Below are 25,380 nucleotides of genomic sequence, written 5' to 3' on the forward strand. Positions count from 1 at the left end.
CAGTTCAAACGGAGGAATGAGTCATGAACCAGAATATGCAGAAATATCTGGACAAGGCAGAGGTGCTGATCGAGGCGCTGCCATATATCCAGCGTTTTAACCGTAAAATTATTGTTGTAAAATATGGTGGCAGTGCCATGATTGATGAAGAATTGCAGCAGAACGTGATCAAAGACGTTACTCTGCTGAAACTGACCGGATTCAAACCGATCATTGTCCACGGCGGAGGAAAAGAGATCAGCCGCTGGGTCGGAAAGGTCGGCATGGAACCGAAATTTATCAACGGACTCCGCGTGACGGATGAAGATACCATGGAAGTTGCGGAGATGGTCCTGAATAAAGTGAATAAGAATCTGGTGCGAATGGTAGAGGAACTGGGCGTTCGTGCAATCGGAATCAGCGGAAAAGACGGGGCGCTTCTGAAGGTGGAGAAGAAATATTCCAACGGTGAAGATATCGGGTTTGTAGGTGATATCAAATCCGTCAATGCAGACATTCTCTTTGATCTTCTGGAGAAGGATTTTCTTCCGATCGTCTGCCCGATCGGACTGGATGATGACTATAATACATACAACATCAATGCAGATGATGCGGCCTATGCGATCGCGAAGGCGGTTCATGCGGAAAAGCTGGCATTCCTCTCTGATATCGACGGAGTTTACCGGGATTTCGAGGATAAGACATCGCTCGTTTCGCATCTGACTGTAGACGAGGCGCGGGAACTGATCGAGAGCGGCGGCATCACGGGCGGTATGATCCCAAAGCTTCAGAACTGCATCGGTGCTATTGAAAATGGAGTTTCCAGGGTGCATATTCTGGACGGAAGGATTCCGCACTGTCTGCTTCTTGAGATTTTTACCAAGAAAGGTATCGGAACGGCAATCTTAAAAGACAACGATCCGGATTAATTCAACGATCCGGTGGGAAGGAAAGAAGGAGAATATATGGAGAATCAATATATACAGGATACAGAACAGGGACTTTTGAAGACCTATAATCGTTTCCCGGTCGTTCTGGATCATGGAGAAGGTATGTACCTCTATGACACAGACGGAAAGAAATATCTGGATTTTGCTGCAGGAATCGCAGTCTGTGGTCTGGGATACGGAAATCAGGAATTCGGGAACGCAATCAAATCACAGGTTGATAAACTGCTCCACACATCCAATCTTTACTATAACACCACCTGCGGAGAGGCGGCAAAGGAACTGAAGAGAGTTTCGCAGATGGACCGTGTCTTCTTCACCAACAGCGGAACGGAAGCGGTGGAAGGAGCACTGAAAGCAGCCCGGAAATATGCTTATGAGAAAAAAAGCGGACGTTATGAATTTATCGCAATGGAAGATGCATTCCACGGAAGAAGTATCGGGGCGGTTTCCGTAACCGGACACAAAGAATACCGGGAACCATTTGAACCGATGCTGCCGGGCGTTTCTTTTGCGACATTCAATGATCTGGACAGTGTGAAAGCACTGGTAAGTGAAAAGACATGTGCAATCATCATGGAGACGATCCAGGGAGAGGGCGGCATCAATCCGGCTACACCGGAATTCCTGGAAGGAGTTCGTAAAATTTGTGATGAAAATGATATCCTGCTGATCCTGGATGAGATCCAGTGCGGAATGGGACGGAGCGGTTCGTATTTCGCATGGCAGCAGATGGGCGTGAAGCCGGATATCATGACGATGGCAAAAGCAATCGGAAACGGAATTCCGGTGGGAGCATTTGCCATGACGGAAAAAGTGGCACAGCATTCGCTGAAGCCTGGGGATCACGGGACAACATACGGCGGCAATCCGCTGGCATGTATGGCGGTCAAGACGGTCATTGATATCTTTGAAAAGGAAGATCTGATCGGGCACGTCAATGAGATCGCGCCGTATCTGACTGAGAAGCTGGAAGAAGTTGTAGCGGAATTCGACTGTGCGGTCAAAGTAAAAGGAAAGGGTCTGATCCAGGGACTTCAGCTTACGAAGCCGACCGGAGAAGTGACGAAAAAAGCGCTGGAGGAGGGACTCCTCATCATTTCGGCCGGACAGAATGTACTCCGTGTGATCCCGCCTCTGATCGTGGAGAGGGAACACATCGATGAGATGATCGAAAAACTGAAAAAAGCATTGGCTTAATACGCATAATAACCCGGTCATCGGGCATACTCTTAGAAGAAAAAACTGGGAGGAAGAACGATGACCGGGTTTCTGATTGCCCTGATTTCCGGGGCGCTTATGAGTGTACAGGGAGTATTTAACACACAGGTGACAAAGACTACGGGGATGTGGGTCAGCAATGCATGGGTGCAGCTGAGCGCCTTTGCACTGTGTTTTGTGATGTGGCTGATCATGGGAAGGGACAGCGTTGCTTCGATTGCGAAGGTGGAGCCGAAATATGTACTGCTGGGAGGTGTGATCGGTGCCGGGATCACCTGGACGGTCATTAAGAGTATGGAACAGCTCGGGCCTGCAAAGGCGGCACTTTTGATCGTAGTTTCACAGCTTATTGTGGCGTATCTGATCGAGCTTCTGGGGCTGTTCGGAGTGGAAAAATCACCTTTGGACTGGAAAAAGGTGGGCGGAATGGCGCTGGCACTGATCGGGGTTGCAATTTTTCAACTGGCAGGAAAATGATAAAATGGAAATAGCGGTTGAGTTTTTCATGGAAATTCGTTACAATAATCTTGTCTTAGCTGCAGATACATTCTTCCCTCAGACCTGGAGGAAAGAAATGTATGGCGAGGGGTCGCGGCTCTGCATGGAAATGGAGAGAGAATGAGGCAGAAAAGACAAAGAGTGTATCGAAGATTTGCAATTATGATTCTATGCTTCTGCTGTATATTTGCGGGATGCAGCAGGGAAGAAGCGTTTGCCGAAGTCGAGATTACAAAACAGGAAGCAGACGAGAAAGTCCCGGAAGAAAGCGAAGAGACGAAAGAGACGGAACAAGAACCGATCTGGGTCTATGTCTGTGGACAGGTAGTGTGTCCCGGAGTCTATGAGCTGAAGAATGGTGACCGCGTGTATCAGGCCATAGATGCGGCGGGCGGTTTTACAGAAGCGGCGAGCCGGGAGTTCTGGAATCAGGCTGAGATTCTGTCGGACGGGCAGAAGATCTATGTACCGACGAAGGAAGAAACGGAACAATCCGGTTCTGCCACAGAAAAAGGGACAATGGATGCCGGGAAAAGCGAAGATGGAAGAGTGAATCTCAACACGGCATCGAAGCAGGAACTCACATCTCTGAGCGGGATTGGTGAATCGCGGGCAGAGGCCATCATCCGTTATCGCGAAGAAAACGGTGGATTTCAAAGCATAGAAGAGATCAAAAAAATAGAGGGAATAAAAGAAGGCATTTTTGAGAAGATCAAAAATGATATTACAGTAAATTAAGGGAGCGGCAGTATGGGCAGAAAAGTGTTGGTAGTGGATGACGAAAAATTAATCGTGAAAGGAATTCGTTACAGTCTGGAGCAGGATGATATGGAAGTGGATGCCGCCTACGACGGTGAAGAGGCGCTGGAGATGGCAAGAAGGAAAGCGTATGATATCATTTTGCTGGATGTCATGCTTCCCAAGTGTGACGGATTTGAAGTGTGCAGGCAGATCCGGGAGTTCTCGGATGTTCCGATCGTGATGCTCACTGCAAAAGGAGAGGATATGGACAAGATCCTCGGGCTGGAATACGGAGCTGACGATTACATAACGAAACCATTCAATATACTTGAGGTCAAGGCAAGGATCAAGGCAATCATGCGCCGTACGGGGAAAAGAGAAGGAAGCACGGTGGCATCGAAGATGATCGTGAAAGGGGATCTCAGGATCGATTGCGAGAGCCGGAGAGTATTTTCCGGAGAGAAGGAACTGAACCTGACTGCAAAAGAATTCGATCTTCTGGAACTTCTTGCGATGAATCCGAATAAGGTGTACAGCAGAGAGAATCTTTTGAATATTGTCTGGGGATATGAATACCCGGGAGATGCACGTACGGTGGATGTCCATATCCGGAGACTGCGCGAGAAGATTGAAGTGAATCCGAGTGACCCGAAATATGTCTATACGAAGTGGGGAGTTGGTTATTATTTCAGGGGTTAAATTAAAATTTGTACCAAAGTTTTTAAAAAGTCTGCGAGTGCGCATTGTACTGCTTTTGGGGATTTGCACAATTCTGACGTGCCTGTTCTTAAAAGGGGCGATTTTGGAAAGCTATGAACAGAGACTGGTATCTGTGCGCACTTCAGAGATTCAGAATCAGTGTACGATTCTGGGCAATCAGTTAATCAATTCTAATTATCTGGAACATACAGATTCCGAGGTTATCAATGCTGAGCTTGCGCAGCTGTCCAATATTGTCAGCGGACGGGTCATGGTCATCAATGATGAATTCCGTATCGTAAAAGATACATATAATCTGGATGAAGGGAAGACGATCATATCTACGGATGTGGTGCGCTGTCTTCGCGGAGAGCAGAGCAACAATTATGATGAAAAGAACCGCTATATCGAGGTGGCGACGCCGATCGTGAGTTCCGGGGACAGGCGTGTTCCCGGCATGATGCTGGTCAGTGTGTCCACCGATTCGATCCGGGATGAACTGGCGGCTTTGGAGAGCAAGGCGTATCTTGCATCTCTGACGATCTTCCTGATCGTCCTTCTTGCCGCAGGATTATCGGCTTCTTTTCTGGTGCGTCCGCTTACAAGGATGTCAAAGACGATCGAGGAAATGGCATCCGGATACGGAGATAATTACCTTCATGAAGATGCATACAATGAGACGGAGAAGATCTCACTGGCATTTAACAGGCTGTGGGACCGCTATAAGCTGCTGGATGCTTCCAGGGAAGAATTTGTGGCCAATGTCTCTCACGAACTGAAGACACCGCTGACATCCATGAAGGTTCTGTCAGATTCACTTCTTGCACAGCCGGATGTGCCGGTGGAGCTGTATCAGGAGTTTATGGGAGACCTCTCAGAAGAGATTGAGCGGGAAAATAAAATCATCAATGATCTTTTGGAACTGGTTAAGATGGACAAAAAAGGCGCCGGCCTGAACGTGCAGAGCCAGAATATCAACGAGCTGGTGGAGCGGATTCTGAAAAGGCTGCGTCCTCTGGCGGCACGCCAGAATGTGGAACTGGTGTATGAGAGCTTTCGCTCTGTTACGGCAGAGGTGGATGAAGTGAAATTTTCGCTTGCGCTTTCCAATCTGGTTGAAAATGCAATCAAGTATAACAGGGAGAACGGCTGGGTTCATGTTGAGCTGAATGCGGATCACAAGTATTTCTATCTGAAAGTTGCGGATTCCGGAATCGGAATTCCGAAAGAGGATACCGAGCATATATTCGAACGGTTTTACCGGGTGGACAAGTCGCATTCCAGAGAAATCGGAGGGACCGGACTGGGCCTTTCTATAGCCCGCAACGCGGTGATCATGCACAGAGGAGCGATTAAGGTGCACAGCGAGCCGGGAGAGGGGACGACATTTACGGTCAGGATCCCGCTCACCTACATTGCCCAGTAGAGAGGCAGTGGGAAACAGAAAGAAGTGGATGGAAATGAGAAGAAGGAAGAAAATCATTTTGTATGTCGCCCTTGTCCTGGGTATTCTGGCATCGGCCGGGTGCAAAAGGAAGGATGAGGCGGATTCTCCGTATAAGCTGTACCGGATCAACCAGGATGGCACCGGTCTTGTGGAGACGGCGTACCAGGGAGAGACGGAAGATAGTGATAAAGCGGTGAACGAGATGATCGAAGATCTGAAGGCGGCAGATGACTCGATTGAAGAGCAGCCGGCGATCCCGAATGATGTTGATCTGGAGCGCTATGTCCTTGAAGACGAGAAGCTGCTGCTTTATTTTAACGAAGCGTATGCGGACATGGATCCGGTTCAGGAAGTGCTCTGTCGGGCGGCACTGGTACGTTCCCTTACGCAGATTGACGAGGTGGATCAGGTTGCGTTCTATGTGGATGAGAAACCGCTTGCGAACCGCTCGGGAGAAGAATACGGATTCCTCCAGGCCGAAGATTTTGTACAGAATACAGGATCGGCGATCAATTCTTTTCAGGACACGGTATTGACCCTGTACTTTGCAAACAGTGACGGTTCTGCGCTGGTGAAAGAAGAGATGGATGTCCGTTACAATTCGAATCAGGCGAAGGAAAGAGTCATTGTGGAGAAGCTGATCAAAGGTCCCACAGGCAATGATCTGCAGGCCACGATCCCGAAAGGGACAAAGCTCCTTGGCACTTCGATCAAAGACGGGATCTGTTATCTGAATTTTAATGAAGGTCTGAAGAATACGACGCCGGGCGTGCAGCCGGAGACGGTGATCTACTCGATCGTAAATTCCGTGACGGAGTGTAGTTCGGTAAGTCGTGTTCAGATTGCGATTAACGGTGACAGCAATGTCATGTTCCAGGAAAGTATCAAACTGAGTGAGCCTCTTAGCAGAAATCTGGATATTGTGGAGGAAAAATAACAGTTTGAGACATAGAAAAATATGCTGTGCGGCATGTGTGGCAGCAGGAGTGATCGCTCTTATGTTTTATCTGGGCGGGAGCCGGATTTTTCCGGTTCTGGGAGAATCGGAGTTTGAAAGGCTGTATTCAGACGGAGATAAGGTAAGGCTTTGCGGTCAGATTTATCGGAAAACAAAAAAAGAAGACATCTGGATTCTGTACCTTAAAGGGATCAGAATGCAGGAACAAGGCGAATCAGAAATTGAGGCAGAAGATAATCTGCTGGTCTATTTATCAAATGGGCAGGAGGAACGGGTTCCGGAATACGGGCAGTATATCCGGGTGTCTGGAACCATTTCTTTCTTTCAGAATGCCCCGAATCCGGGGAATTTTAACCAAAGATTTTATTATCGAAAACAGGGAATAACAGGAGCGCTGAAACAGGCAAGGCTTGAAGAAATCCGGGCATTTACGGGAAAAGCGGGATGGAAATACCGTCTTCTTGAATGGATGAGTGATATTCGGGAGAAAACGGCAGAGCAGATTCTTGCGTATCTCGGCGAAGAAAAGGGCGGAGTCTTGTGCTCCATGATGCTCGGAGACCGTGCGTATATGGATGAGGAGGTAAGGGAGAACTATCAGAAAAGCGGAATCGGGCATCTGCTGGCGATCTCGGGTCTTCATGTGTCTTTTGTCGGGATGGGAATATACGAAATCCTGAGACATGCCTCTTTTACAAGGACTTTTGCGGCGGGAGGAAGCTGTGCGGTTCTGATCCTGTACGCGGTGCTGACAGGAGGGAGTATATCGGCAGTCCGAGCTGCCGTGATGTTTCTGATCCGTATGGGGGCAGAGGTGACGGGAAGGGAATACGACGGACTGACGGCGGCGGGAACGGCCATGCTGCTGATGTTGTCGTTCAATCCTCTGCAGCTCTTTGACGCGGGATTCTTGTTGTCCTTCGGCGCCGTGCTCGGTGTCTACCTGATTCTGCCCTTCTGGCAGACAGAAGGGGAGGCGAAATGGAAACGCACCATAAAAATGTCGCTGTCGGTTCAGCTGGCAGTGCTTCCAATCATGCTGTATTATTATTATGAAATCAGTCCTTATTCCATATTCTGGAATTTGCTTGCGGTTCCGCTTGCGGGAATCGTGCTCGCATGCGGCTTCGCAGGGATCCTGACTGGAACGGTAGTTTCTGGGGGACTGTGGCCGGCACGCATCTCCTATGGAATAAGCGGTCTGATTCTTGGAATTTATGAAGAAGGAAGCAGGATCATGCTGGAGATCCCGGGTGCGAGATGGGTCGCAGGAAGACCGGGGACAGTGCAGATTCTGGCATACTATATGGTACTGGCCGTCATGTTGGCATGTTTTAGATTCGGGAAGAAGAAAGCCGCTTATACAGGAATTTTGGCAGCGGTTTTGCTCATGGGGTTCCCTCACGGCAGGGCGGGAGAGCTGGAAATCTATATGATGAATGTTGGACAGGGGGATGCATTTTTCCTCAGAGGACCGAAAGGTGGTACATACCTCATCGACGGAGGGAGCAGCACAGTGAGTGATGTGGGGAAATACCGGATCGAACCGTTTCTGAAATCCGAAGGTGTCGGGAAGCTGGATTATGTGTGGGTCTCCCACGGGGATATCGATCATCTTGGAGGAATTGAGGAAATGCTGAAACGACAGAAATACGGGATCCGAATCGAACGGATCGTACTTCCCGGGGAACGCTTCTGGGATGAAAAACTGTATGAATTTGCACAGACTGCCACAGAATACGGGGCAAAGGTCTACACGGTCGAAGCGGGGCAGATTCTTCGGGAAGGAGAAATGGAGCTTTTCTGTATCTGGCCGGGAGACGAGAAGGAGAAAGAAGAGATGCCGGAGCCGGGCAATGAAGCCTCCATGGTCCTTGCCCTTCGCTATCGCAGATTTGATATGCTATTTACCGGTGATCTGGAAAATGACGCAGAAGATACGGTGTCGGCAAGGATTGGGGAACTTCAGGAGCAAAAAAAGCTTTCGGACAGATTTGAAGTGCTGAAAGTCGGGCATCACGGATCGAGAAATGCGACATCGGAAAGACTTCTTGAAATAACAAGGCCGGATGCTGCCTGGGTGTCGGCCGGAGAGAAGAACCGCTATGGGCATCCGCACGAAGAAGTGCTGGAAAGACTTGCAAATTGGGGCGTCAGCTTATATAATACGAAAGACGGACATGCAGTGAAATTATGTACAGACGGGGAGAAATATAGTATACTGAGACCATGAAGAGTTTGAATGAAGATTTAAAAACCGGACAATTTAAACAGATCTATCTCCTATACGGGGAGGAGGCTTATCTGAAAAAACAGTACAGGGATCGTTTTGTAAAAGCGATGGTCTCCGAAGGAGATACCATGAATTATGCGTATTATGAAGGGAAAAACACGAATCCCCGGGAGGTGATCGACCTTGCCGAAACGATGCCGTTTTTTGCCGAGCGAAGGCTGATCGTGATGGAAAATACCGGGTTCTTCAAGAGCTCGGTGCCGGAACTGGCAGAGTATCTGAAAGAGATTCCTCAGACTTCGTTTCTGATCTTTGTCGAGGAGGAGATCGATAAGAGAAGCAAGCTGTACAAGGCAGTAAAGGACAGAGGAAGGATCGTAGAATTGAAACGCCAGGATGAGAAGACTCTGGTGCGCTGGATTCTCGGTATGGTAAAAAAAGAGAATCAGAATATGACGGAATCTGCCGCCAGATATTTCCTGGACAAGGTGGGCAATGACATGGAGAACATCCAGAAAGAGTTGGAAAAGCTGTTCTGCTATTGTTTGAATCATACGGAGATCACGGTGGCGGACATAGATGCGATCTGTACGACCCAGATCACGAACCATATCTTCGACATGGTGGATGCGGTGGCGAACAAGGAACAGAAGAAAGCGCTGGATTATTACTATGATCTGCTGACGCTGAAAGAACCGCCGATGCGGATCCTGTATCTGCTGACCAGACAGTTCCGCATTCTGATGGAAATCAAGGAAATGGAAAATCAGGGAGTTCCATCCAAAGAGATGGCATCCAAAGCCGGGATCATGCCGTTCCTGGTGGGAAAATACCGGGCACAGGCACAGGCGTTTTCCGCAAAAGAGCTTCGGCAGATCGTCGAGGCGGGCGTGCAGACCGAGGAGAATGTCAAGACAGGAAGAATGGGAGATGTCCTGTCGGTCGAGCTCTTTCTGGTACAGTACAGCCGGAAAAAACCAAAGGTATCATAATATACAGACAGGATATGAGAAAGATAGGATAAGGAGACGAAAAAAGGGCTATGCATATGGATCAAAAGAAAATTCGGAATTTTTGTATAATTGCGCATATCGACCACGGGAAATCTACATTGGCAGACCGGATCATCGAGATGACCGGCCTTCTTACCAGCCGGGAAATGCAGGCACAGGTACTGGACAACATGGACCTGGAGCGGGAGAGAGGGATTACGATCAAGTCCCAGGCAGTCCGCACCGTCTACAAGGCAAAAGACGGGGAGGAATACATTTTCAATCTGATCGATACTCCGGGACATGTGGATTTTAATTATGAAGTTTCCCGTAGTCTCGCCGCGTGTGACGGTGCGATATTGGTTGTGGATGCCGCTCAGGGGGTTGAGGCACAGACGCTTGCAAATGTATATCTCGCACTGGATCATGATCTGGATGTCATGCCTGTTATCAATAAGGTGGATCTTCCGAGTGCAGAACCGGAACGTGTGATTGAAGAGATTGAGGACGTGATCGGGATTGAAGCACAGGATGCACCGAGAATCTCTGCAAAGACCGGTCTGAATGTGGAAGAAGTGCTGGAACAGATCGTGGAGAAGATCCCGGCACCGGAGGGAGATCCGGACGCCCCGCTTCAGGCACTGATCTTTGATTCACTCTACGATCCGTATAAAGGGGTCATCGTATTCTGCCGGATCAAGGAAGGCTGCATTGCAAAGGGAACACCAATCAAAATGATGGCGACCGGGGCAACGGCGGATGTCGTGGAAGTGGGATATTTCGGAGCGGGTCAGTTTATTCCTTGTGAAGAATTGTCAGCCGGGATGGTAGGATATTTTACAGCCAGTCTGAAAAACGTGAAGGATACGCGTGTCGGTGACACGGTGACGAATGCACAGAGCCCCTGCGATCAGCCGCTGCCGGGTTACAAGAAGGTCAATCCGATGGTGTACTGCGGAGTGTATCCTGCGGACAGCTCCAAATATCCGGATCTGAGGGATGCGCTAGAGAAACTGCAGTTAAATGATGCGGCGCTTCAGTTTGAGCCGGAGACTTCACTGGCGCTTGGATTCGGTTTCCGCTGCGGTTTTCTGGGACTTCTCCATCTGGAGATCATTCAGGAACGTCTGGAACGGGAATACAATCTGGACCTGGTTACGACGGCGCCCGGAGTTATCTACAAAGTACACAAGACAAACGGAGAGGTGATCGAGCTTACCAACCCGTCTAATCTGCCGGACCCTGCGGAGATTGAATATATGGAAGAACCTGTCGTCAAAGCGGAGATCATGGTAACATCGGAATTCATCGGCGCGATCATGGATCTGTGCCAGGAAAGACGGGGCGTGTACCAGGGAATGGAATATATCGAAGAGACAAGAGCGGTGCTTCACTATCACCTGCCTTTGAATGAAATCATCTATGATTTCTTCGATGCACTGAAATCCCGTTCACGCGGATACGCTTCTTTTGATTATGAACTTCTCGGGTATGAGAGGTCCGAGCTGGTCAAGCTGGATATTCTCATTAATAAAGAAGAAGTCGATGCACTTTCCTTCATTGTATTTGCAGGAAGCGCTTATGACCGGGGAAGAAAGATGTGTGAAAAGCTGAAGGAAGAGATCCCGAGACAGCTCTTCGAGATCCCGATCCAGGCAGCGATCGGAAGCAAGATCATTGCGCGTGAGACGGTCAAAGCTCTGCGTAAAGATGTTCTTGCGAAGTGTTACGGCGGTGATATCACACGTAAGAAGAAACTTCTGGAGAAGCAGAAAGAAGGAAAGAAACGTATGCGTCAGGTGGGAAATGTAGAAATTCCGCAGAAAGCATTTATGAGTGTTCTGAAATTGGATGATAAGAAATAATATGGAAAGAAAACAAATATCAGGTGGGGCGGGCAAGCCTTTGGAACTGTACATTCATATTCCGTTCTGCCTGAAGAAATGTGCCTACTGTGATTTCCTATCAGCGCCCGCAGGCGAGAAAGAGCGGGAAGAATATGTACAGATTCTGTGTGAGGAAATCAGGACAAATGCAGGAAAAGTGGAAGAGTATCAGGTCTCTTCCATTTTCTTTGGAGGAGGGACTCCCTCTCTTCTTACCGGAGACCAGTTCCGGATGATTCTTGATACGGTTCGGGATCAATATCACATTTCTGCGGATGCGGAGATTTCTATGGAGATGAATCCCGGTACGGTTACGGATGAAAAACTGAAAGCGTATAAAGATGCCGGTGTGAACCGGCTGAGCATCGGACTACAGTCTGTCCATGATGAAGAACTGCGGATGCTTGGAAGGATACACACTTATGAAGAATTCCTTGAGGCCTATAGGAGTGCGAGGATGTGCGGATTTGACAATATCAATATTGATCTGATTTCGGCGATCCCGGGTCAGACGGCGGAGAGCTGGACCGAAACACTGAGAACAGTCGCGGCTCTGGAGCCGGAGCACATTTCTGCATACAGTCTGATCATCGAACCCGGAACTTTATTCTATGACAGGTACGGGGAAGATGCAGGATGGGAAGAAAGGGCGGAGTCGGGATGTGAGAAAAGAAAGGGTGCAAATCTGCCGTGGCCTGCGCTTCCTACGGAGGAGGAAGAACGGGAGATGTATCATCAGACAGAGCAGATCCTCGTCGGTGCGGGATATCAGCGGTATGAGATTTCCAATTATGCAAAGCCCGGATACCGATGCAGGCACAACTGCGGGTATTGGAGAAGAGTGCCGTATCTGGGGTTCGGCGTGGGTGCCGCCACATTTTTTGAAGGGGCAAGATACAGTAATCCGGAAAAGATGACGGAATACAGGGATAATTTTGAAGAAAAATTTTCCGGAGAAAAACTCAGCCTGGAAGATGAGATGGAGGAATTCATGTTTCTCGGACTGCGCATGACGGAAGGCATATCGAAAACAGAATTTGAGGAAGCCTTTGGAACCGGGATCGAAGCGGTCTACGGAAAACCGATCCGGAAACTGAAAGGTATGCATCTTATAGAAGAACATGAGGACCGTATCGCGCTTACAGAACAGGGAATCGATGTGAGCAATACGGTATTTGTGGAGTTTATGTTTTGAGAAAAGGACTGTCATATGGCAGTCCTTTTGCGATAAAAAAGTGTAACTATGAAATATTTATAAAGTGGGTTGACAAAGCGTGTTGGGAGTGATACATTAATAAGCGAAGATGATGTTAGCACTCGAATATACCGAGTGCTAATAAAACAAAGGAGGGTGCAGATGGAGTCTATACAGGAACTTAGTGAGCGGAAAACGAAAATCCTTCATGCCATCATTAAGAATTATTTAGACACCGGAGAGCCGGTGGGATCGAGAACGATTTCCAAGTATACGGATCTGAACTTAAGCTCTGCAACGATCCGGAATGAAATGGCGGATCTGGAAGAACTGGGTTATATCATGCAGCCTCACACATCGGCGGGAAGGATTCCATCTGATAAAGGATATCGATGGTATGTAGATATGCTGATGAGCCAGAAAGAGCAGGAGGTCACAGAACTCAAGGAGCAGATGCTGGAGAAGTCAGATAAGATGGATCAGCTCCTAAGGCAGGTCGCGAAAGTACTGGCAACGAACACCAATTACGCGACGATGATTTCCTCTCCGGTATATAACAGGAATAAGCTGAAGTTCATCCAGCTTTCACAGGTAGATGAGAACCAGTTGGTCGTCGTCATTGTGATGGATGGAAATATCGTAAAGAACCAGATTATTACACTGGAAGAGCCATTGGATAACGAAGCATTGCTGAAACTGAATATGCTGTTAAATACGGCACTGATCGGACTGTCGGTGGAAGAGATCAATCTCGGAATGATCGCCAGACTGAAGGAACAGGCAGGGATTCACAGTGAAGTGGTCAGTAATGTGCTGGATGCAGTGGCGAATGTGATACAGCTTGATGATGACATGGAGATTTACACCAGCGGCGCAACGAATATTTTTAAATATCCGGAGCTTAGCGATAAGCAGAGCGCTCAGGAGATTATCAGTGCTTTCGAAGAAAAGCAGCAGCTGGCAGCGCTGGTATCAAAGACGATGGCCAGCAGCGAGAATAAAGACATTCAGGTCTATATCGGAAATGAATCCAATGTGGAGAAGATGAAGGACTGCAGTGTTGTCACAGCGACCTATGAGCTTGGTGAGGGTATGCAGGGGACCATTGGAATCATTGGACCGAAGCGGATGGATTACGAACATGTAATGAAGACGTTAAAGACTCTGATGGCGGAACTGGATGAGATTTTCCACAGGGATGGTTAGAACATCCGGACTATGAAAGGAGAAAGGTGGCAGAACCGTTGGATAATCAGATGAGTAATGAAGAAATGGTAAAAGAAGCAGTGGAAGAGGCAAAGAAAGCCGCCATGGAAGCGGAAGCAGAAGAAGCTGCTGAAAAAGAAAATGATAAGGAAGAGGATTCCGAAGAAAGTCGGGAAGGTGAGAACAAAGAGGTCGGCGAAGCAGATGCGAAGGAAGAAGAAAAAACAGAAGAAACTGCGGAGCCGAAAAAATCAAAGCTTTTTGAAAAAAAGAATAAAAAAGACAAGAAGGATGAGCAGATTGCAGATCTGACAGATAAGCTTACCAGACAGATGGCAGAATTCGATAATTACAGAAAGCGGACTGAGAAAGAAAAATCAGCCATGTATGAGATCGGTGCAAAAGATATCGTGGAAAAGATCCTTCCGGTCGTTGATAATTTTGAACGCGGCCTGCAGTCTGTAGCTGAGGAAAACAAAGAAGATCCGTTTGTGCAGGGAATGGATAAGATCTACAAGCAGCTTATGACAACACTGGAAGGCATCGGTGTGAAACCGATTGAGGCGGTCGGACAGGAATTTAACCCGGATTTTCATAATGCAGTGATGCATATTGAAGATGAAGAGGCCGGAGAGAATGTCGTGGTCGAGGAATTCCAGAAAGGATATATGTATCGTGAAAGTGTTGTGAGACACAGCATGGTAAAGGTTGCTAATTAAAATAGCAGAATGAATGAAATAGTTTGTATATTTACACATGAAGATGCAGATATACTCTATATAAACAAAGTAAGTAAACAAATTTTTTAAAATATTAGGAGGTCTTCATAATGGGCAAAATCATTGGTATTGATTTAGGTACAACAAACAGTTGTGTAGCGGTTATGGAAGGTGGTCAGCCGGTTGTAATCGCAAATACAGAAGGTGCAAGAACAACACCGTCTATCGTAGCATTTACAAAAACAGGAGAACGTCTGGTAGGTGAACCTGCAAAACGTCAGGCAGTTACAAACGCAGAAAAGACAATTTCTTCTATCAAGAGAGAAATGGGAACAGACCATAAAGTTGACATTGACGGAAAGAAATATTCTCCGCAGGAAATTTCAGCTATGATTCTTCAGAAACTGAAAGCAGATGCAGAAGCATACCTTGGAGAAAAGGTTACAGAAGCAGTTATCACTGTTCCGGCATATTTCAACGATGCACAGCGTCAGGCTACCAAGGATGCCGGTAAGATCGCCGGTCTTGATGTAAAACGTATCATCAACGAGCCTACAGCGGCAGCACTTGCTTATGGTCTGGACAATGAAAAAGAACAGAAGATCATGGTTTATGACCTTGGCGGTGGTACATTCGATGTATCCGTTATTGAGATCGGTGACGGCGTTATCGAAGTATTATCTACAGCAGGTAACAACAGACTTGGCGGAGATGACTTCGATCAGAAGATCACAGACTATATGCTTGCAGATTTCAAGGCAAAAGAAGGTGTAGATCTTTCTACAGATAAGATGGCTCTTCAGAGATTGAAAGAAGCAGCTGAAAAAGCAAAGAAAGAGCTCTCGTCTGCAACAACAACTAATATTAACCTTCCGTTCATCACTGCAACAGCAGAAGGACCGAAGCATTTCGATATGAACCTGACAAGAGCTAAATTCGATGAATTAACTCATGAACTGGTTGAAAAGACAGCAGAACCGGTAAGACGTGCACTGTCTGATGCAGGTATCACAGCGTCTGACCTTGGCCAGGTACTTCTGGTAGGTGGATCTACCCGTATCCCGGCTGTACAGGAAGAAGTAAAACGTCTCACAGGCAAAGAACCGAGCAAATCTCTGAATCCGGATGAGTGTGTAGCCCTTGGTGCATCCGTTCAGGGCGGTAAACTGGCTGGAGATGCCGGCGCAGGCGACATCCTTCTTTTGGATGTAACTCCGCTGTCACTGTCCATCGAGACAATGGGTGGTGTTGCTACAAGATTGATCGAGAGAAATACAACAATCCCGACCAAGAAGAGCCAGATTTTCTCTACTGCTGCAGATAACCAGACAGCAGTTGATATCAACGTTGTTCAGGGTGAAAGACAGTTCGCAAGAGACAACAAGTCCCTCGGACAGTTCAGACTGGACGGAATTCCGCCGGCACCGCGTGGAATCCCGCAGATCGAAGTTACATTTGATATCGATGCAAACGGTATTGTAAATGTATCAGCAAAAGATCTGGGAACAGGAAAAGAACAGCATATTACGATCACAGCAGGTTCTAATATGTCCGATGCAGATATCGATCGTGCAGTAAAAGAAGCTGCTGAGTTCGAAGCACAGGATAAGAAGCGTAAAGAAGCAATTGACACCAAGAATGACGCAGACGCAATGGTATTCCAGACCGAGAAAGCAATGAAAGAAGTTGGTGACAAGATCGATGCTGCTGACAGAAGCGCAGTAGAAGCTGATGTTCAGACTCTGAAAGATTTGCTTGCAAAAGCAGGCGATGAAATGACAGATGCTCAGGTCGCTGAGATCAAGGCTGCAAAAGAAAAACTGATGGAAAGTGCACAGAAGCTGTTCACAAAGGTTTATGAGCAGGCTGGTGCTGCAGCCGGCGCAGCAGGAGCACAGGGTGGACCGGCTCCGGAAGCAGGACCGGCACCGGAAGGATACAACGGAGATGACGTTGTAGACGGAGATTATAGAGAAGTTTAAGTTCTTGTTTAACAAAATTATTTTCTGCAAGGCGGGTAAATCCGTCTTGCAGATTTGTTGCTATGCATACGAAAAAGTAGAAGTGATGAGGTAGGGTTATGGCAGAATCAAAAAGAGATTACTATGAAGTCCTTGGTGTCTCCAAAGATGCGGATGAGGCGACATTGAAGAAAGCATATCGGGCTTTGGCCAAGAAATACCATCCGGATATGAATCCGGGGGATGCCGAGGCCGAAAAAAAGTTTAAAGAAGCCTCTGAAGCATATGCAGTACTGAGTGATCCCGAAAAACGTCGTCAATATGACCAGTTTGGACATGCCGCCTTTGAAGGAGGTGCCGGCGGAGCCGGGGGATTCGGAGGATTCGATTTTAACAGCGCAGATTTCGGCGATATTTTCGGCGATATATTTGGTGATTTATTTGGCGGAGGCAGAAGAGGAGGCCGTGCCAATACCGGTCCTATGAAAGGGGCAAATATTCGAAAAGGTGTTAGAATTACATTTGAAGAGGCTGTGTTTGGCTGTGAGAAGGAACTGGAGGTTGTGTTGAAAGATCCGTGCAGTAAATGTAACGGTACCGGGGCAAAACCGGGAACAAGTCCGGAAACCTGCAGCCGATGCGGTGGAAAAGGACAGGTAGTCTATACATCCCAGTCGTTCTTCGGAACAGTACAGAATGTACAGACTTGTCCGGAGTGTCAGGGAACAGGTAAGGTTATTCGCGAAAAATGTCCGGATTGTGGAGGAACAGGATATACGTCCAGTCGAAAGAAGATTAAGGTTTCTATTCCGGCAGGTATTGATAATGGACAGAGCGTACGGATTCGCGAAAAGGGAGAACCTGGGGTGAATGGAGGTCCGAGAGGAGATCTTTTGGTCGAGGTTACTGTTTCACGGCATCCGATTTTCCAGAGACAGGATGTACATCTGTTTTCAACAGCACCGATTACATTTGCACAGGCAGCGCTCGGTGGTGACGTAAGAATTAAGACGATTGATGGGGATGTGCTTTATAATATAAAACCGGGAACAAAGACCGATACGAAAGTGCGTTTGAAAGGAAAAGGTGTTCCTTCGCTCAGAAATCCGCAGGTACGTGGAGATCATTATGTCACGCTTGTGATTCAGACACCGGAAAAATTAAGTGCAGAGGCCAAAGAGGCACTTCGCAAATTTGATGAATTGACAGGGAATTCTTTGAATCAGGAAGAAGAACCCGAAGGAAAAACAAAGAATAAGAAAAAAGGCTTCATGGATAAGGTGAAGGAAAAGTTAGAAGAATTGGAAGAATAAAAAATATGCGTTTCGTGTGAACATCCCACATGAAACGCATATTTTTATTCTTCTTCTTCCAATTCGCTGCCGGCGATGCCACCAATTACTGAAGTAACACAGGCGGTAACGATAGCTGCGATGATTGCAACTGCGATAATGCCAACCAATAATACCATAATGTTACCTTCCTTTCTTTCCAATATAAACATTATAGCACAATTTGCATAATTAATACAGTAAAATTGAGAAAAATTTCTACATTAAAAAAGGCTGAAAGTCAAATATATCTTGGGAATCAATGTGACTTTTTGAAATTTCTGTGGTATAATATCGCGGTAAGCAAATTCCGAGGAAAATTTTTTCGGTTTTTGTACTTTGTTATGTGGCAACATGCAGTAACTTAGAATCGAGGAGGATATTTAAATATGGCAAGAGTAAGCAAACGTTCTAAAGCAGTAATTGATAAGAATGTAAAAGCAGCAGAAGCAAAAGCCCCGGTTAATGCAGCAGAAGTAAAAGAAGCTGTAGAAGTTAAGACAGAAGAAGTAAAAGAAGCTGCAGCAGCTATGGCAGAAGAAGCGGTAAAAATGGCAGAAGAGAAGGTAGAAGACGTGAAAGAAGCTGTAGAGAAGACTGTGAAAGATGTAAAGAAAGCAGCAGCTAAGACAAGAAAAGAGGCAACTAAGAAAGAAATCAAGACAGAAATTGTTTTGCAGTATGGTGAAAAAGAAGTAAATACGAAAGATATGGTTGCGGCAGTTAAGAAAGAATGGACAAAGGCAAAACACAAAGTATCAGACATCAAGTCCATGGAACTCTATATCAAACCGGAAGATTACGCTGTATATTATGTAATCAACGGTGAAACAACCGGTAAGATCTGGCTGTAGAATTATATAGTAGTTAGTGAATGTATATTGCCATTGTTCGTTTTCCGGAAAGAAGAGAAGCAATTCTTTTCTCCGGAAAAATCGAACAGAATCATTTCTTTTTTCTAATAGAAGTATGAACTGGAATCGGTCCTGATTTTCCCATGATTGTATAAAACAACAGAATATAGGTAAGATCTGCGACGATCTTAGAACGGAGGAGAATAATGCAGAATTTTACACAATATACACCTACTGAAATTGTGTTTGGAAGCAAGACGCATCTTCAGGCGGGAATAGAAGTGAAAAAATGGAACGGACACAGAGTGCTGATCGTTTATGGAGGAGGAAGTGTCGTGAAAAGCGGTCTTCTGGAAACGATTGAAAATGCTCTGCGAGAAGAGAAAATTACATATGAAGAATTTGGCGGAGTGAAACCGAATCCGAGACTCGCATATGCGGAACGGGGAGTTCAGAAGGCGTTGGAGTTCGGGGCGGATTTTATCCTGGCCGTTGGTGGAGGCAGTTCGATCGACACGGCGAAAGCAATTGCACATGGGGCGGCGAATCCGGGAACAAAGCTATGGGATATCTGGACGCAGAAAGTGCCACTTACCCGGTCTCTTCCGATGGGATGTGTACTTACGATTGCGGCAGCCGGCAGTGAGATGAGCTCATCTTCTGTTCTGACAAATGAAGAGACCGGGGAAAAAAGTGGAATTACCACGGTATTTAACCGCCCCAAATTTGCGATTATGAATCCGGAACTGACATTTACTCTGCCACCATATCAGATTGCATGTGGAGTTGTGGATATTATGATGCATACGTTGGAACGATACTTCATTCCTAATCAGAAAAACCAGATGACAGATGAAATCGCAGAAGGGCTTCTCAGGGTCATGATCGAAAATGGAATAAAAGGATTTAAGAATCCAGAGGATTATGATGCGATGAGTGAGATTATGTGGTGCGGAAGTCTGTCGCATAATGATCTGACGGGGCTTGGCAGAGAAAAAGATTTCTGTGTGCATAAATTCGGACATGCTCTCGGAGCGAAATATGATCTGGCACATGGGGCGACTTTGTCTGCAATGTGGGGATCCTGGGCAGAGTATGTATATCGATATGATGTGGATCGTTTCTGCCATTACGGTCAGAAAGTGTGGGGAATTCAGGGAAAAGATGCTGTGGAGACAGCGCGGGAGGCAATCCGGAAAACGGTGGATTACTTCCGCAGCCTGGAAATGCCGGTGAATTTGAAAGAGCTTGAAATCGGGACACTCAGTGATGATACTTTGATGGAACTGGCAATGAACGCAACCAAAGGCGGAACGGTAAAATTATCGAAAATAAAGGAGTTAGATGTAAACGATGTTTATCAAATCTTTCAGTCGGCAAACGGAAGATAAGATGGATATTAACTGGAAAAATTTCTATAAACAGGTATGTCTGCTTATCATTCCGATGGCGCTGCAGAACCTGATCAATGTCGGGGTTCAGGCAGCCGATGTATTTATGCTGGGACGGGTTGGGGAGAAGGTCCTTTCCGGAGCATCGCTTGCCGGACAGATTCAGTTCATCATGACGCTGATCCTGTTCGGAACTACGTCAGGAGCTACGGTGCTGACTGCGCAGTATTGGGGGAAAAAGGATACCCGGACGATTGAAAAAATCCTGGGGATGGGCATGCTGATCGGTATTGGCGGAGCATTGGCTTTCGCTTTGGCAGCCGAACTGATCCCTGAGACACTACTCCGGATCTATACAAATGACCCGGAAGTCATTGCGGAAGGCGTGAAATATCTGAGGATTGTTGCGCTTTCTTATGTAATCATGGCGGCAACTCAGGTCTATCTGTATATTATGCGCAGCATTGAGAGGGTCGTAATCGCGACGGTCGTATACGGTGCTTCACTTATAGTGAATATTATAGTCAACGCAGTGTTGATCTTCGGGCTTATGGGATTCCCAAAGATGGGAATTGAAGGAGCGGCGATCGGAACTTTGATTTCAAGAATCCTTGGACTTATGATTGTAATATGGTATGCAAAATTCAGAAATAAAGTGGTCCGTTTTCATTTGAGCGACATGTGGAACATTGATAAAGTGCTGTTGAAAGACTTTTTGTTCTACGCGACTCCGGTTATTTTGAACGAGCTGGTATGGGGAATGGGGAGCTCTGCCAATACGGCGGTGATCGGACATCTCGGCAGTGCAGCAGTCGCGGCAAATTCTGTTGTGCAGGTGGTAAGAGAACTTTCCACAGTGGTTGTTTTCGGTGTCTCGAATGCGACGGCAATCTATCTGGGGAAAACGATCGGAGAGCGACAGTATGAGCTCGCGAAAGCATATGGCAGAAGATTTGCGGTTCTAAGTGTCATCACTGGATTCATTGCCGCGGGGATCATATTGGTTTCGGCTCCGGCAGTGAGCAGATTTATGACACTTTCTCCGGAAGCAAAGAGTTACCTGATGTTTATGTTTTTTGTTATGTCTTATTTCGCGCTGTGTCAGGCAATTAATACAACACTTGTGGTGGGGGTGTTCCGCTCGGGGGGAGACACCAGATTCGGACTTCGTCTGGATGCAACTACGATGTGGTGCTGTTCCATCCTGCTCGGAGCGATCGCAGCGTTCGTTTTTCGGGCCAGTGTTCCGGTGGTTTATGTATTACTGATGAGTGACGAAGTGATCAAGGTGCCGATCACTGTCAAGCGTTTCCTGGGGTATAAATGGATCAAAAATGTAACGAGGGAGCAGGAAGAACTGACAATGGATTAGTTACAGGTTATTTGGAAAAAGGATTGGATTTTCCCGAAAGCTATGGTATTCTAGTACTATGGTTCCGGGGGCTTGATGAGAGCTCAAAAACTAGAGTATAAAACGGCATTTTCATAGAAAATACCAGGAAAAGGAGAGACGAGATTATGAAACCAGTAGCAACTGAGAAAGCACCAAAAGCATTAGGACCTTATTCACAGGGATATGTACACAATGGTATCCTTTATTCTGCAGGTCAGATCGCTATCAATCCGGAGACAAATACGGTCGAGGCTGTTACCATTGAAGAGCAGACAGAACAGGTTTGTAAGAATCTTGGAGAAGTATTAAGAGCAGCAGGAAGTTCATTTGACAAAGTTTTAAAGACGACTTGTTTCTTAAGTGATATGGGAGACTTCGCTGCCTTTAATGAAGTATATGGCAAATACTTTACATCAAAACCGGCAAGAAGCTGTGTTGCAGTAAAGACGCTTCCGAAGAACCTTCTCTGCGAAGTTGAAGTCATTGCTGTGGTAGAAGAATAATATATATTTTGGAGGTTGAGAATTATGGCAGAAGAGCAGAACAGCGGATGTTCACCGGAGGCGTGTTCTTCCTGTGCGCACGCAGGCTCGTGTAAAAGCAAGAAAGAAGATATGAAAGCACCGGCTAATCCGTATTCACAGGTGAAAAAAGTAATCGGCGTGGTGAGCGGAAAAGGCGGAGTCGGTAAATCTATGGTGACTGCATCTCTTGCACGGCTTGCCATCAGCCAGGGATACACGGTCGGAATCCTGGATGCCGATATCACAGGACCGTCTATACCGAAAATGTATGGAGTGCACGAAAGTGCAGTCGGAAATGAAGAAGGTATGTTCCCATGTATTGCTAAAGACGGAACTAAGATTATGTCCGTCAACCTGCTCCTTGAGAGAGAGTCTGATCCTGTGATCTGGCGAGGACCGATCATTGCGGGGGTTGTAACTCAGTTCTGGACAGATGTAATGTGGGGAGATCTGGATTTCCTTTTTGTCGATATGCCGCCGGGAACCGGTGATGTACCGCTGACCGTTTTCCAGTCTTTGCCTGTCGATGGAGTTGTGATCGTCACATCACCGCAGGATCTGGTACAGATGATTGTGGAGAAAGCATACAATATGGCAAAACAGATGAATATTCCGGTTCTTGGAATTGTAGAAAACTACAGTTATCTGGAATGCCCGGAATGCGGAAAGCGGATTTCCGTCTTCGGAGAGAGCCACATTGATGAGATCGCGGAAAATCTTGGAACAGAAGTGCTTGGAAAAATGCCGATTGATCCTCAGCTGGCTGAAATCGTAGAACAGGAGAAGTTCTATGAGGCTGAAAATAAATATCTGACAAATATTATTGAAAGATTCCAGTAGGAGTCCGGCAATGATAAAAATGGGGCGTTTCACAGTAATGTGGAGCGTCTTTTTTTAGTTGCTTCGCATATGAGAAAAATATGGTTCAGATATTGATAAATCGACTTGAATATGTTACTATATAAAAGAACAAATGTTCGGAACGTAAGTTTGCAAATGCTCAAAGATCGAAGAACGGAGAATAAGGAGGAATGAAAAGTGCGGATCCAGACGGAGATGAACCTGTATGAGAAGCTGAATATACTGTCGGATGCAGCAAAGTATGATGTGGCGTGTACTTCCAGCGGTGTGGACAGGAAAGGAGACGGAACCGGTATGGGGAATTGTGAGAAAGCAGGAATCTGCCACAGTTTTTCGGCAGACGGACGGTGTATTTCACTGCTTAAGATCCTTTTCACCAACGAGTGCATTTTTGATTGCAAATACTGTGTGAACCGTTCATCCAATGATGTGATCCGTACTTCCTTTACTCCCGATGAAGTTTGTAAGCTGACGATGGAGTTTTATCGACGTAATTATATAGAGGGATTGTTTTTGAGCTCCGGTATTTTAAAGAGTCCGGATTATACAATGGAATTGATCTATGCGACGCTGTATAAGCTGAGAAAAGAGTGTAATTTTCAGGGCTATATCCATGTGAAAGCCATTCCGGGGGCGAGTCAGGAACTGATTCAGAAGGTGGGATATCTTACAGACAGAATGAGTGTGAACCTGGAACTCCCAACGCAAGAAAGTCTTCGCCTTCTTGCACCGCACAAGAGTCGGAAGAATATCCTGACTCCCATGAGGCTGGTGCAGGAAAAGCGAAAAGAAAATAGGCAGGAATTGACAGTATACCGGCATGCTCCGCAGTTTGTGCCGGCAGGGCAGAGTACGCAGATGATTATCGGAGCAACTCCAGAAACTGACTTTCAGATTATGCAGGTGACGGAGGCACTTTATCAGAAGTTTGAACTGAAGAGAGTGTTTTATTCGGCGTTTGTTCCCGTGAACGAAGATAAAGCGCTTCCGGTCAAAACAGATAGTGGCCCGCCGCTTCTGAGAGAACACAGGTTATATCAGGCGGACTGGCTGCTGCGTTACTATCAGTTTCATGTGGATGAATTGTTGGATGAAGAGAATCCGAATTTTAATGTATTGATGGACCCTAAATGTGACTGGGCAGTCCGCCATCTGGAGGAGTTCCCGATTGAGGTGAACAGGGCGGACTACCACATGCTGCTTCGAGTTCCGGGGATTGGATACCGGTCGGCGTCCCGGATCGTAAAGGCAAGAAGGCTTGGGACGGTTGATTTTGCGGATCTCAAGAAAATGGGAGTTGTGCTGAAAAGAGCACTGTATTTTATTACGTGCAGTGGCAAGATGATGTATCCGGTGCGTATGGATCAGGATTATATAACAAGGAATATTCTGGACGGCAAAGAACGGTTGCCGGATTCTGTGATTGGGATGAATTACAGGCAGCTGTCGTTATTTGATGATGTGAGATTCTCAGGAGATTCGTTTGCTGTGGAAGGAAGTGGGAAATGTGCAGAAAATCTATGTCTGTCATGATGATATCACCGGGATTTTTTCGGCGGTGTATGATGCCTGGAAGGAGAGAAGAGAAACTGGGGATGCAGGAATTGCTTTTAAAGGCAGTGTTGAACAAAAGCTGTTTTGTGAATACACGGAGTGTGAGGAAAGGGAAGAAAAGGTGATCGCGGTTGAGAAGATGATCAAGAACCACCTTGGGATGGATGCATATTGGAAACTGTATCATGCGGCTCTTTCGTCTGATCCAGCCAAAGGAGATGCGATACTGGGGACGATGTTTGCGGCCAGAAGGCTGAAGGATAGTACCAGGATCATGGAAAATCTGACCAGTCCTTCCGTAGAGAAAGTATTTGCGCTTAGCAGAAAGGTTTCCAATGAAGCACATTATTTCAAAGAATTTCTGCGTTTTAAGGAATTGGAAAGCGGAATACTATTTGCCAGAATCGATCCGAAAAGTCAGATACTTGCGTGTATCGCACCGCATTTTGCAGATCGGCTGCCACTTGAAAACTGGTTAATCTTTGACGGTACACATGAGGTTTTTGCGGTACATGAGGCAAGAAAGAGCTGGTTCCTGATCTCTGGAATCGAGGCGGATATGGAGATACTGGAACGTTTGTCCGAATCGGAGATGGAAATCCAGAAGTTATGGAAAGGGTTTTTTGAGAGTATCTCGATCAATGAGCGCGAGAGTTATGTGCGCCAGAGACAGCATCTGCCGATCTGGTACAGAAAAAATATCGTGGAGTTCCAGAATTAATGGAGTGAAAATATCACGTAATGCTTTTTCTCGATTCTGTTTCGTGTTAAGATATAGAAAGAATGTAAG

General features: G+C 46.6%; 22 protein-coding genes. All 22 read left to right on the forward strand.

Going from position 1 to position 25,380, the window contains the following annotated elements; all coding sequences use genetic code 11:
• The first annotated feature begins 23 nt into the window (after window positions 1-23).
• The 22 genes from argB to ACTNBR_RS05330 all read left to right on the forward strand — a co-directional run bounded on the left by argB (window position 24) and on the right by ACTNBR_RS05330 (window position 25,311).
• The gene (argB, locus tag ACTNBR_RS05225) at window positions 24-908 is read left to right on the forward strand and encodes an acetylglutamate kinase (RefSeq protein WP_427805507.1); all 885 of its coding nucleotides are present in this window, start codon (window positions 24-26) and stop codon (window positions 906-908) included.
• 36 nt (window positions 909-944) lie between these two features.
• Complete coding sequence (locus tag ACTNBR_RS05230; protein ID WP_441016933.1) at window positions 945-2,126, forward strand: aspartate aminotransferase family protein; 1,182 nt, start codon at window positions 945-947, stop codon at window positions 2,124-2,126.
• Window positions 2,127-2,186: 60 nt separating this feature from the next.
• Entirely contained in the window at window positions 2,187-2,624 is a 438-nt protein-coding gene (locus tag ACTNBR_RS05235; protein ID WP_427805509.1) for a DMT family transporter, read from the forward strand.
• Between the two features lie 141 nt (window positions 2,625-2,765).
• Complete coding sequence (locus ACTNBR_RS05240; RefSeq protein ID WP_441016930.1) at window positions 2,766-3,383, forward strand: helix-hairpin-helix domain-containing protein; 618 nt, start codon at window positions 2,766-2,768, stop codon at window positions 3,381-3,383.
• Window positions 3,384-3,395: 12 nt separating this feature from the next.
• The gene (locus ACTNBR_RS05245; RefSeq protein WP_427805511.1) at window positions 3,396-4,085 is read left to right on the forward strand and encodes a response regulator transcription factor; all 690 of its coding nucleotides are present in this window, start codon (window positions 3,396-3,398) and stop codon (window positions 4,083-4,085) included.
• Complete coding sequence (locus ACTNBR_RS05250) at window positions 4,042-5,511, forward strand: sensor histidine kinase (protein ID WP_427805512.1); 1,470 nt, start codon at window positions 4,042-4,044, stop codon at window positions 5,509-5,511. Before ACTNBR_RS05245 ends, ACTNBR_RS05250 begins: the two co-directional genes overlap by 44 nt.
• Before the next feature lie 34 nt (window positions 5,512-5,545).
• Window positions 5,546-6,469, forward strand: a complete 924-nt coding sequence (locus tag ACTNBR_RS05255) for a GerMN domain-containing protein (RefSeq protein ID WP_427805513.1) — start codon at window positions 5,546-5,548, stop codon at window positions 6,467-6,469.
• A gap of 4 nt (window positions 6,470-6,473) precedes the next feature.
• On the forward strand, window positions 6,474-8,723 hold the full coding sequence (locus ACTNBR_RS05260; RefSeq protein ID WP_427805514.1) for a DNA internalization-related competence protein ComEC/Rec2: 2,250 nt from the start codon (window positions 6,474-6,476) through the stop codon (window positions 8,721-8,723).
• On the forward strand, window positions 8,720-9,715 hold the full coding sequence (gene holA, locus ACTNBR_RS05265; RefSeq protein WP_441016924.1) for a DNA polymerase III subunit delta: 996 nt from the start codon (window positions 8,720-8,722) through the stop codon (window positions 9,713-9,715). The genes ACTNBR_RS05260 and holA overlap by 4 nt, the downstream gene beginning before the upstream one ends.
• Window positions 9,716-9,765: 50 nt before the next feature.
• Complete coding sequence (gene lepA, locus ACTNBR_RS05270) at window positions 9,766-11,580, forward strand: translation elongation factor 4 (RefSeq protein ID WP_427819020.1); 1,815 nt, start codon at window positions 9,766-9,768, stop codon at window positions 11,578-11,580.
• A 1-nt stretch (window position 11,581) separates the two neighbouring features.
• The gene (gene hemW, locus ACTNBR_RS05275; protein WP_441042678.1) at window positions 11,582-12,796 is read left to right on the forward strand and encodes a radical SAM family heme chaperone HemW; all 1,215 of its coding nucleotides are present in this window, start codon (window positions 11,582-11,584) and stop codon (window positions 12,794-12,796) included.
• 162 nt (window positions 12,797-12,958) lie between these two features.
• Window positions 12,959-14,002, forward strand: coding sequence for a heat-inducible transcriptional repressor HrcA (gene hrcA, locus ACTNBR_RS05280; protein ID WP_427805518.1), 1,044 nt, complete (start codon window positions 12,959-12,961; stop codon window positions 14,000-14,002).
• Window positions 14,003-14,028: 26 nt separating this feature from the next.
• On the forward strand, window positions 14,029-14,721 hold the full coding sequence (gene grpE, locus ACTNBR_RS05285) for a nucleotide exchange factor GrpE (protein ID WP_427805519.1): 693 nt from the start codon (window positions 14,029-14,031) through the stop codon (window positions 14,719-14,721).
• Between the two features lie 110 nt (window positions 14,722-14,831).
• Window positions 14,832-16,703, forward strand: coding sequence for a molecular chaperone DnaK (gene dnaK / locus ACTNBR_RS05290; RefSeq protein WP_427805520.1), 1,872 nt, complete (start codon window positions 14,832-14,834; stop codon window positions 16,701-16,703).
• A 98-nt stretch (window positions 16,704-16,801) separates the two neighbouring features.
• Window positions 16,802-17,995, forward strand: coding sequence for a molecular chaperone DnaJ (gene dnaJ / locus ACTNBR_RS05295; protein WP_427805521.1), 1,194 nt, complete (start codon window positions 16,802-16,804; stop codon window positions 17,993-17,995).
• A 407-nt stretch (window positions 17,996-18,402) separates the two neighbouring features.
• Window positions 18,403-18,867: a DUF6465 family protein gene (locus ACTNBR_RS05300; protein WP_427805522.1), complete on the forward strand. Its 465-nt coding sequence runs from the start codon at window positions 18,403-18,405 to the stop codon at window positions 18,865-18,867.
• Between the two features lie 206 nt (window positions 18,868-19,073).
• Complete coding sequence (locus ACTNBR_RS05305; protein WP_427819018.1) at window positions 19,074-20,258, forward strand: iron-containing alcohol dehydrogenase; 1,185 nt, start codon at window positions 19,074-19,076, stop codon at window positions 20,256-20,258.
• On the forward strand, window positions 20,221-21,630 hold the full coding sequence (locus tag ACTNBR_RS05310) for an MATE family efflux transporter (RefSeq protein ID WP_441016915.1): 1,410 nt from the start codon (window positions 20,221-20,223) through the stop codon (window positions 21,628-21,630). The genes ACTNBR_RS05305 and ACTNBR_RS05310 overlap by 38 nt, the downstream gene beginning before the upstream one ends.
• 146 nt (window positions 21,631-21,776) lie before the next feature.
• On the forward strand, window positions 21,777-22,154 hold the full coding sequence (locus ACTNBR_RS05315; RefSeq protein WP_427805525.1) for a Rid family detoxifying hydrolase: 378 nt from the start codon (window positions 21,777-21,779) through the stop codon (window positions 22,152-22,154).
• Between the two features lie 24 nt (window positions 22,155-22,178).
• On the forward strand, window positions 22,179-23,015 hold the full coding sequence (locus ACTNBR_RS05320; protein ID WP_441016912.1) for a P-loop NTPase: 837 nt from the start codon (window positions 22,179-22,181) through the stop codon (window positions 23,013-23,015).
• Window positions 23,016-23,231: 216 nt separating this feature from the next.
• Window positions 23,232-24,569 carry a putative DNA modification/repair radical SAM protein gene (locus ACTNBR_RS05325; RefSeq protein WP_427805677.1) on the forward strand — a complete coding sequence of 446 codons (1,338 nt, stop codon included), beginning with the start codon at window positions 23,232-23,234 and terminating at the stop codon, window positions 24,567-24,569.
• Window positions 24,544-25,311: a TIGR03915 family putative DNA repair protein gene (locus ACTNBR_RS05330; RefSeq protein WP_427805527.1), complete on the forward strand. Its 768-nt coding sequence runs from the start codon at window positions 24,544-24,546 to the stop codon at window positions 25,309-25,311. Before ACTNBR_RS05325 ends, ACTNBR_RS05330 begins: the two co-directional genes overlap by 26 nt.
• Window positions 25,312-25,380 lie beyond the last annotated feature (69 nt).

The organism is Bariatricus sp. HCP28S3_F11, from assembly GCF_052065395.1.
Classification (GTDB): Bacteria; Bacillota; Clostridia; order Lachnospirales; family Lachnospiraceae; genus Allocoprococcus.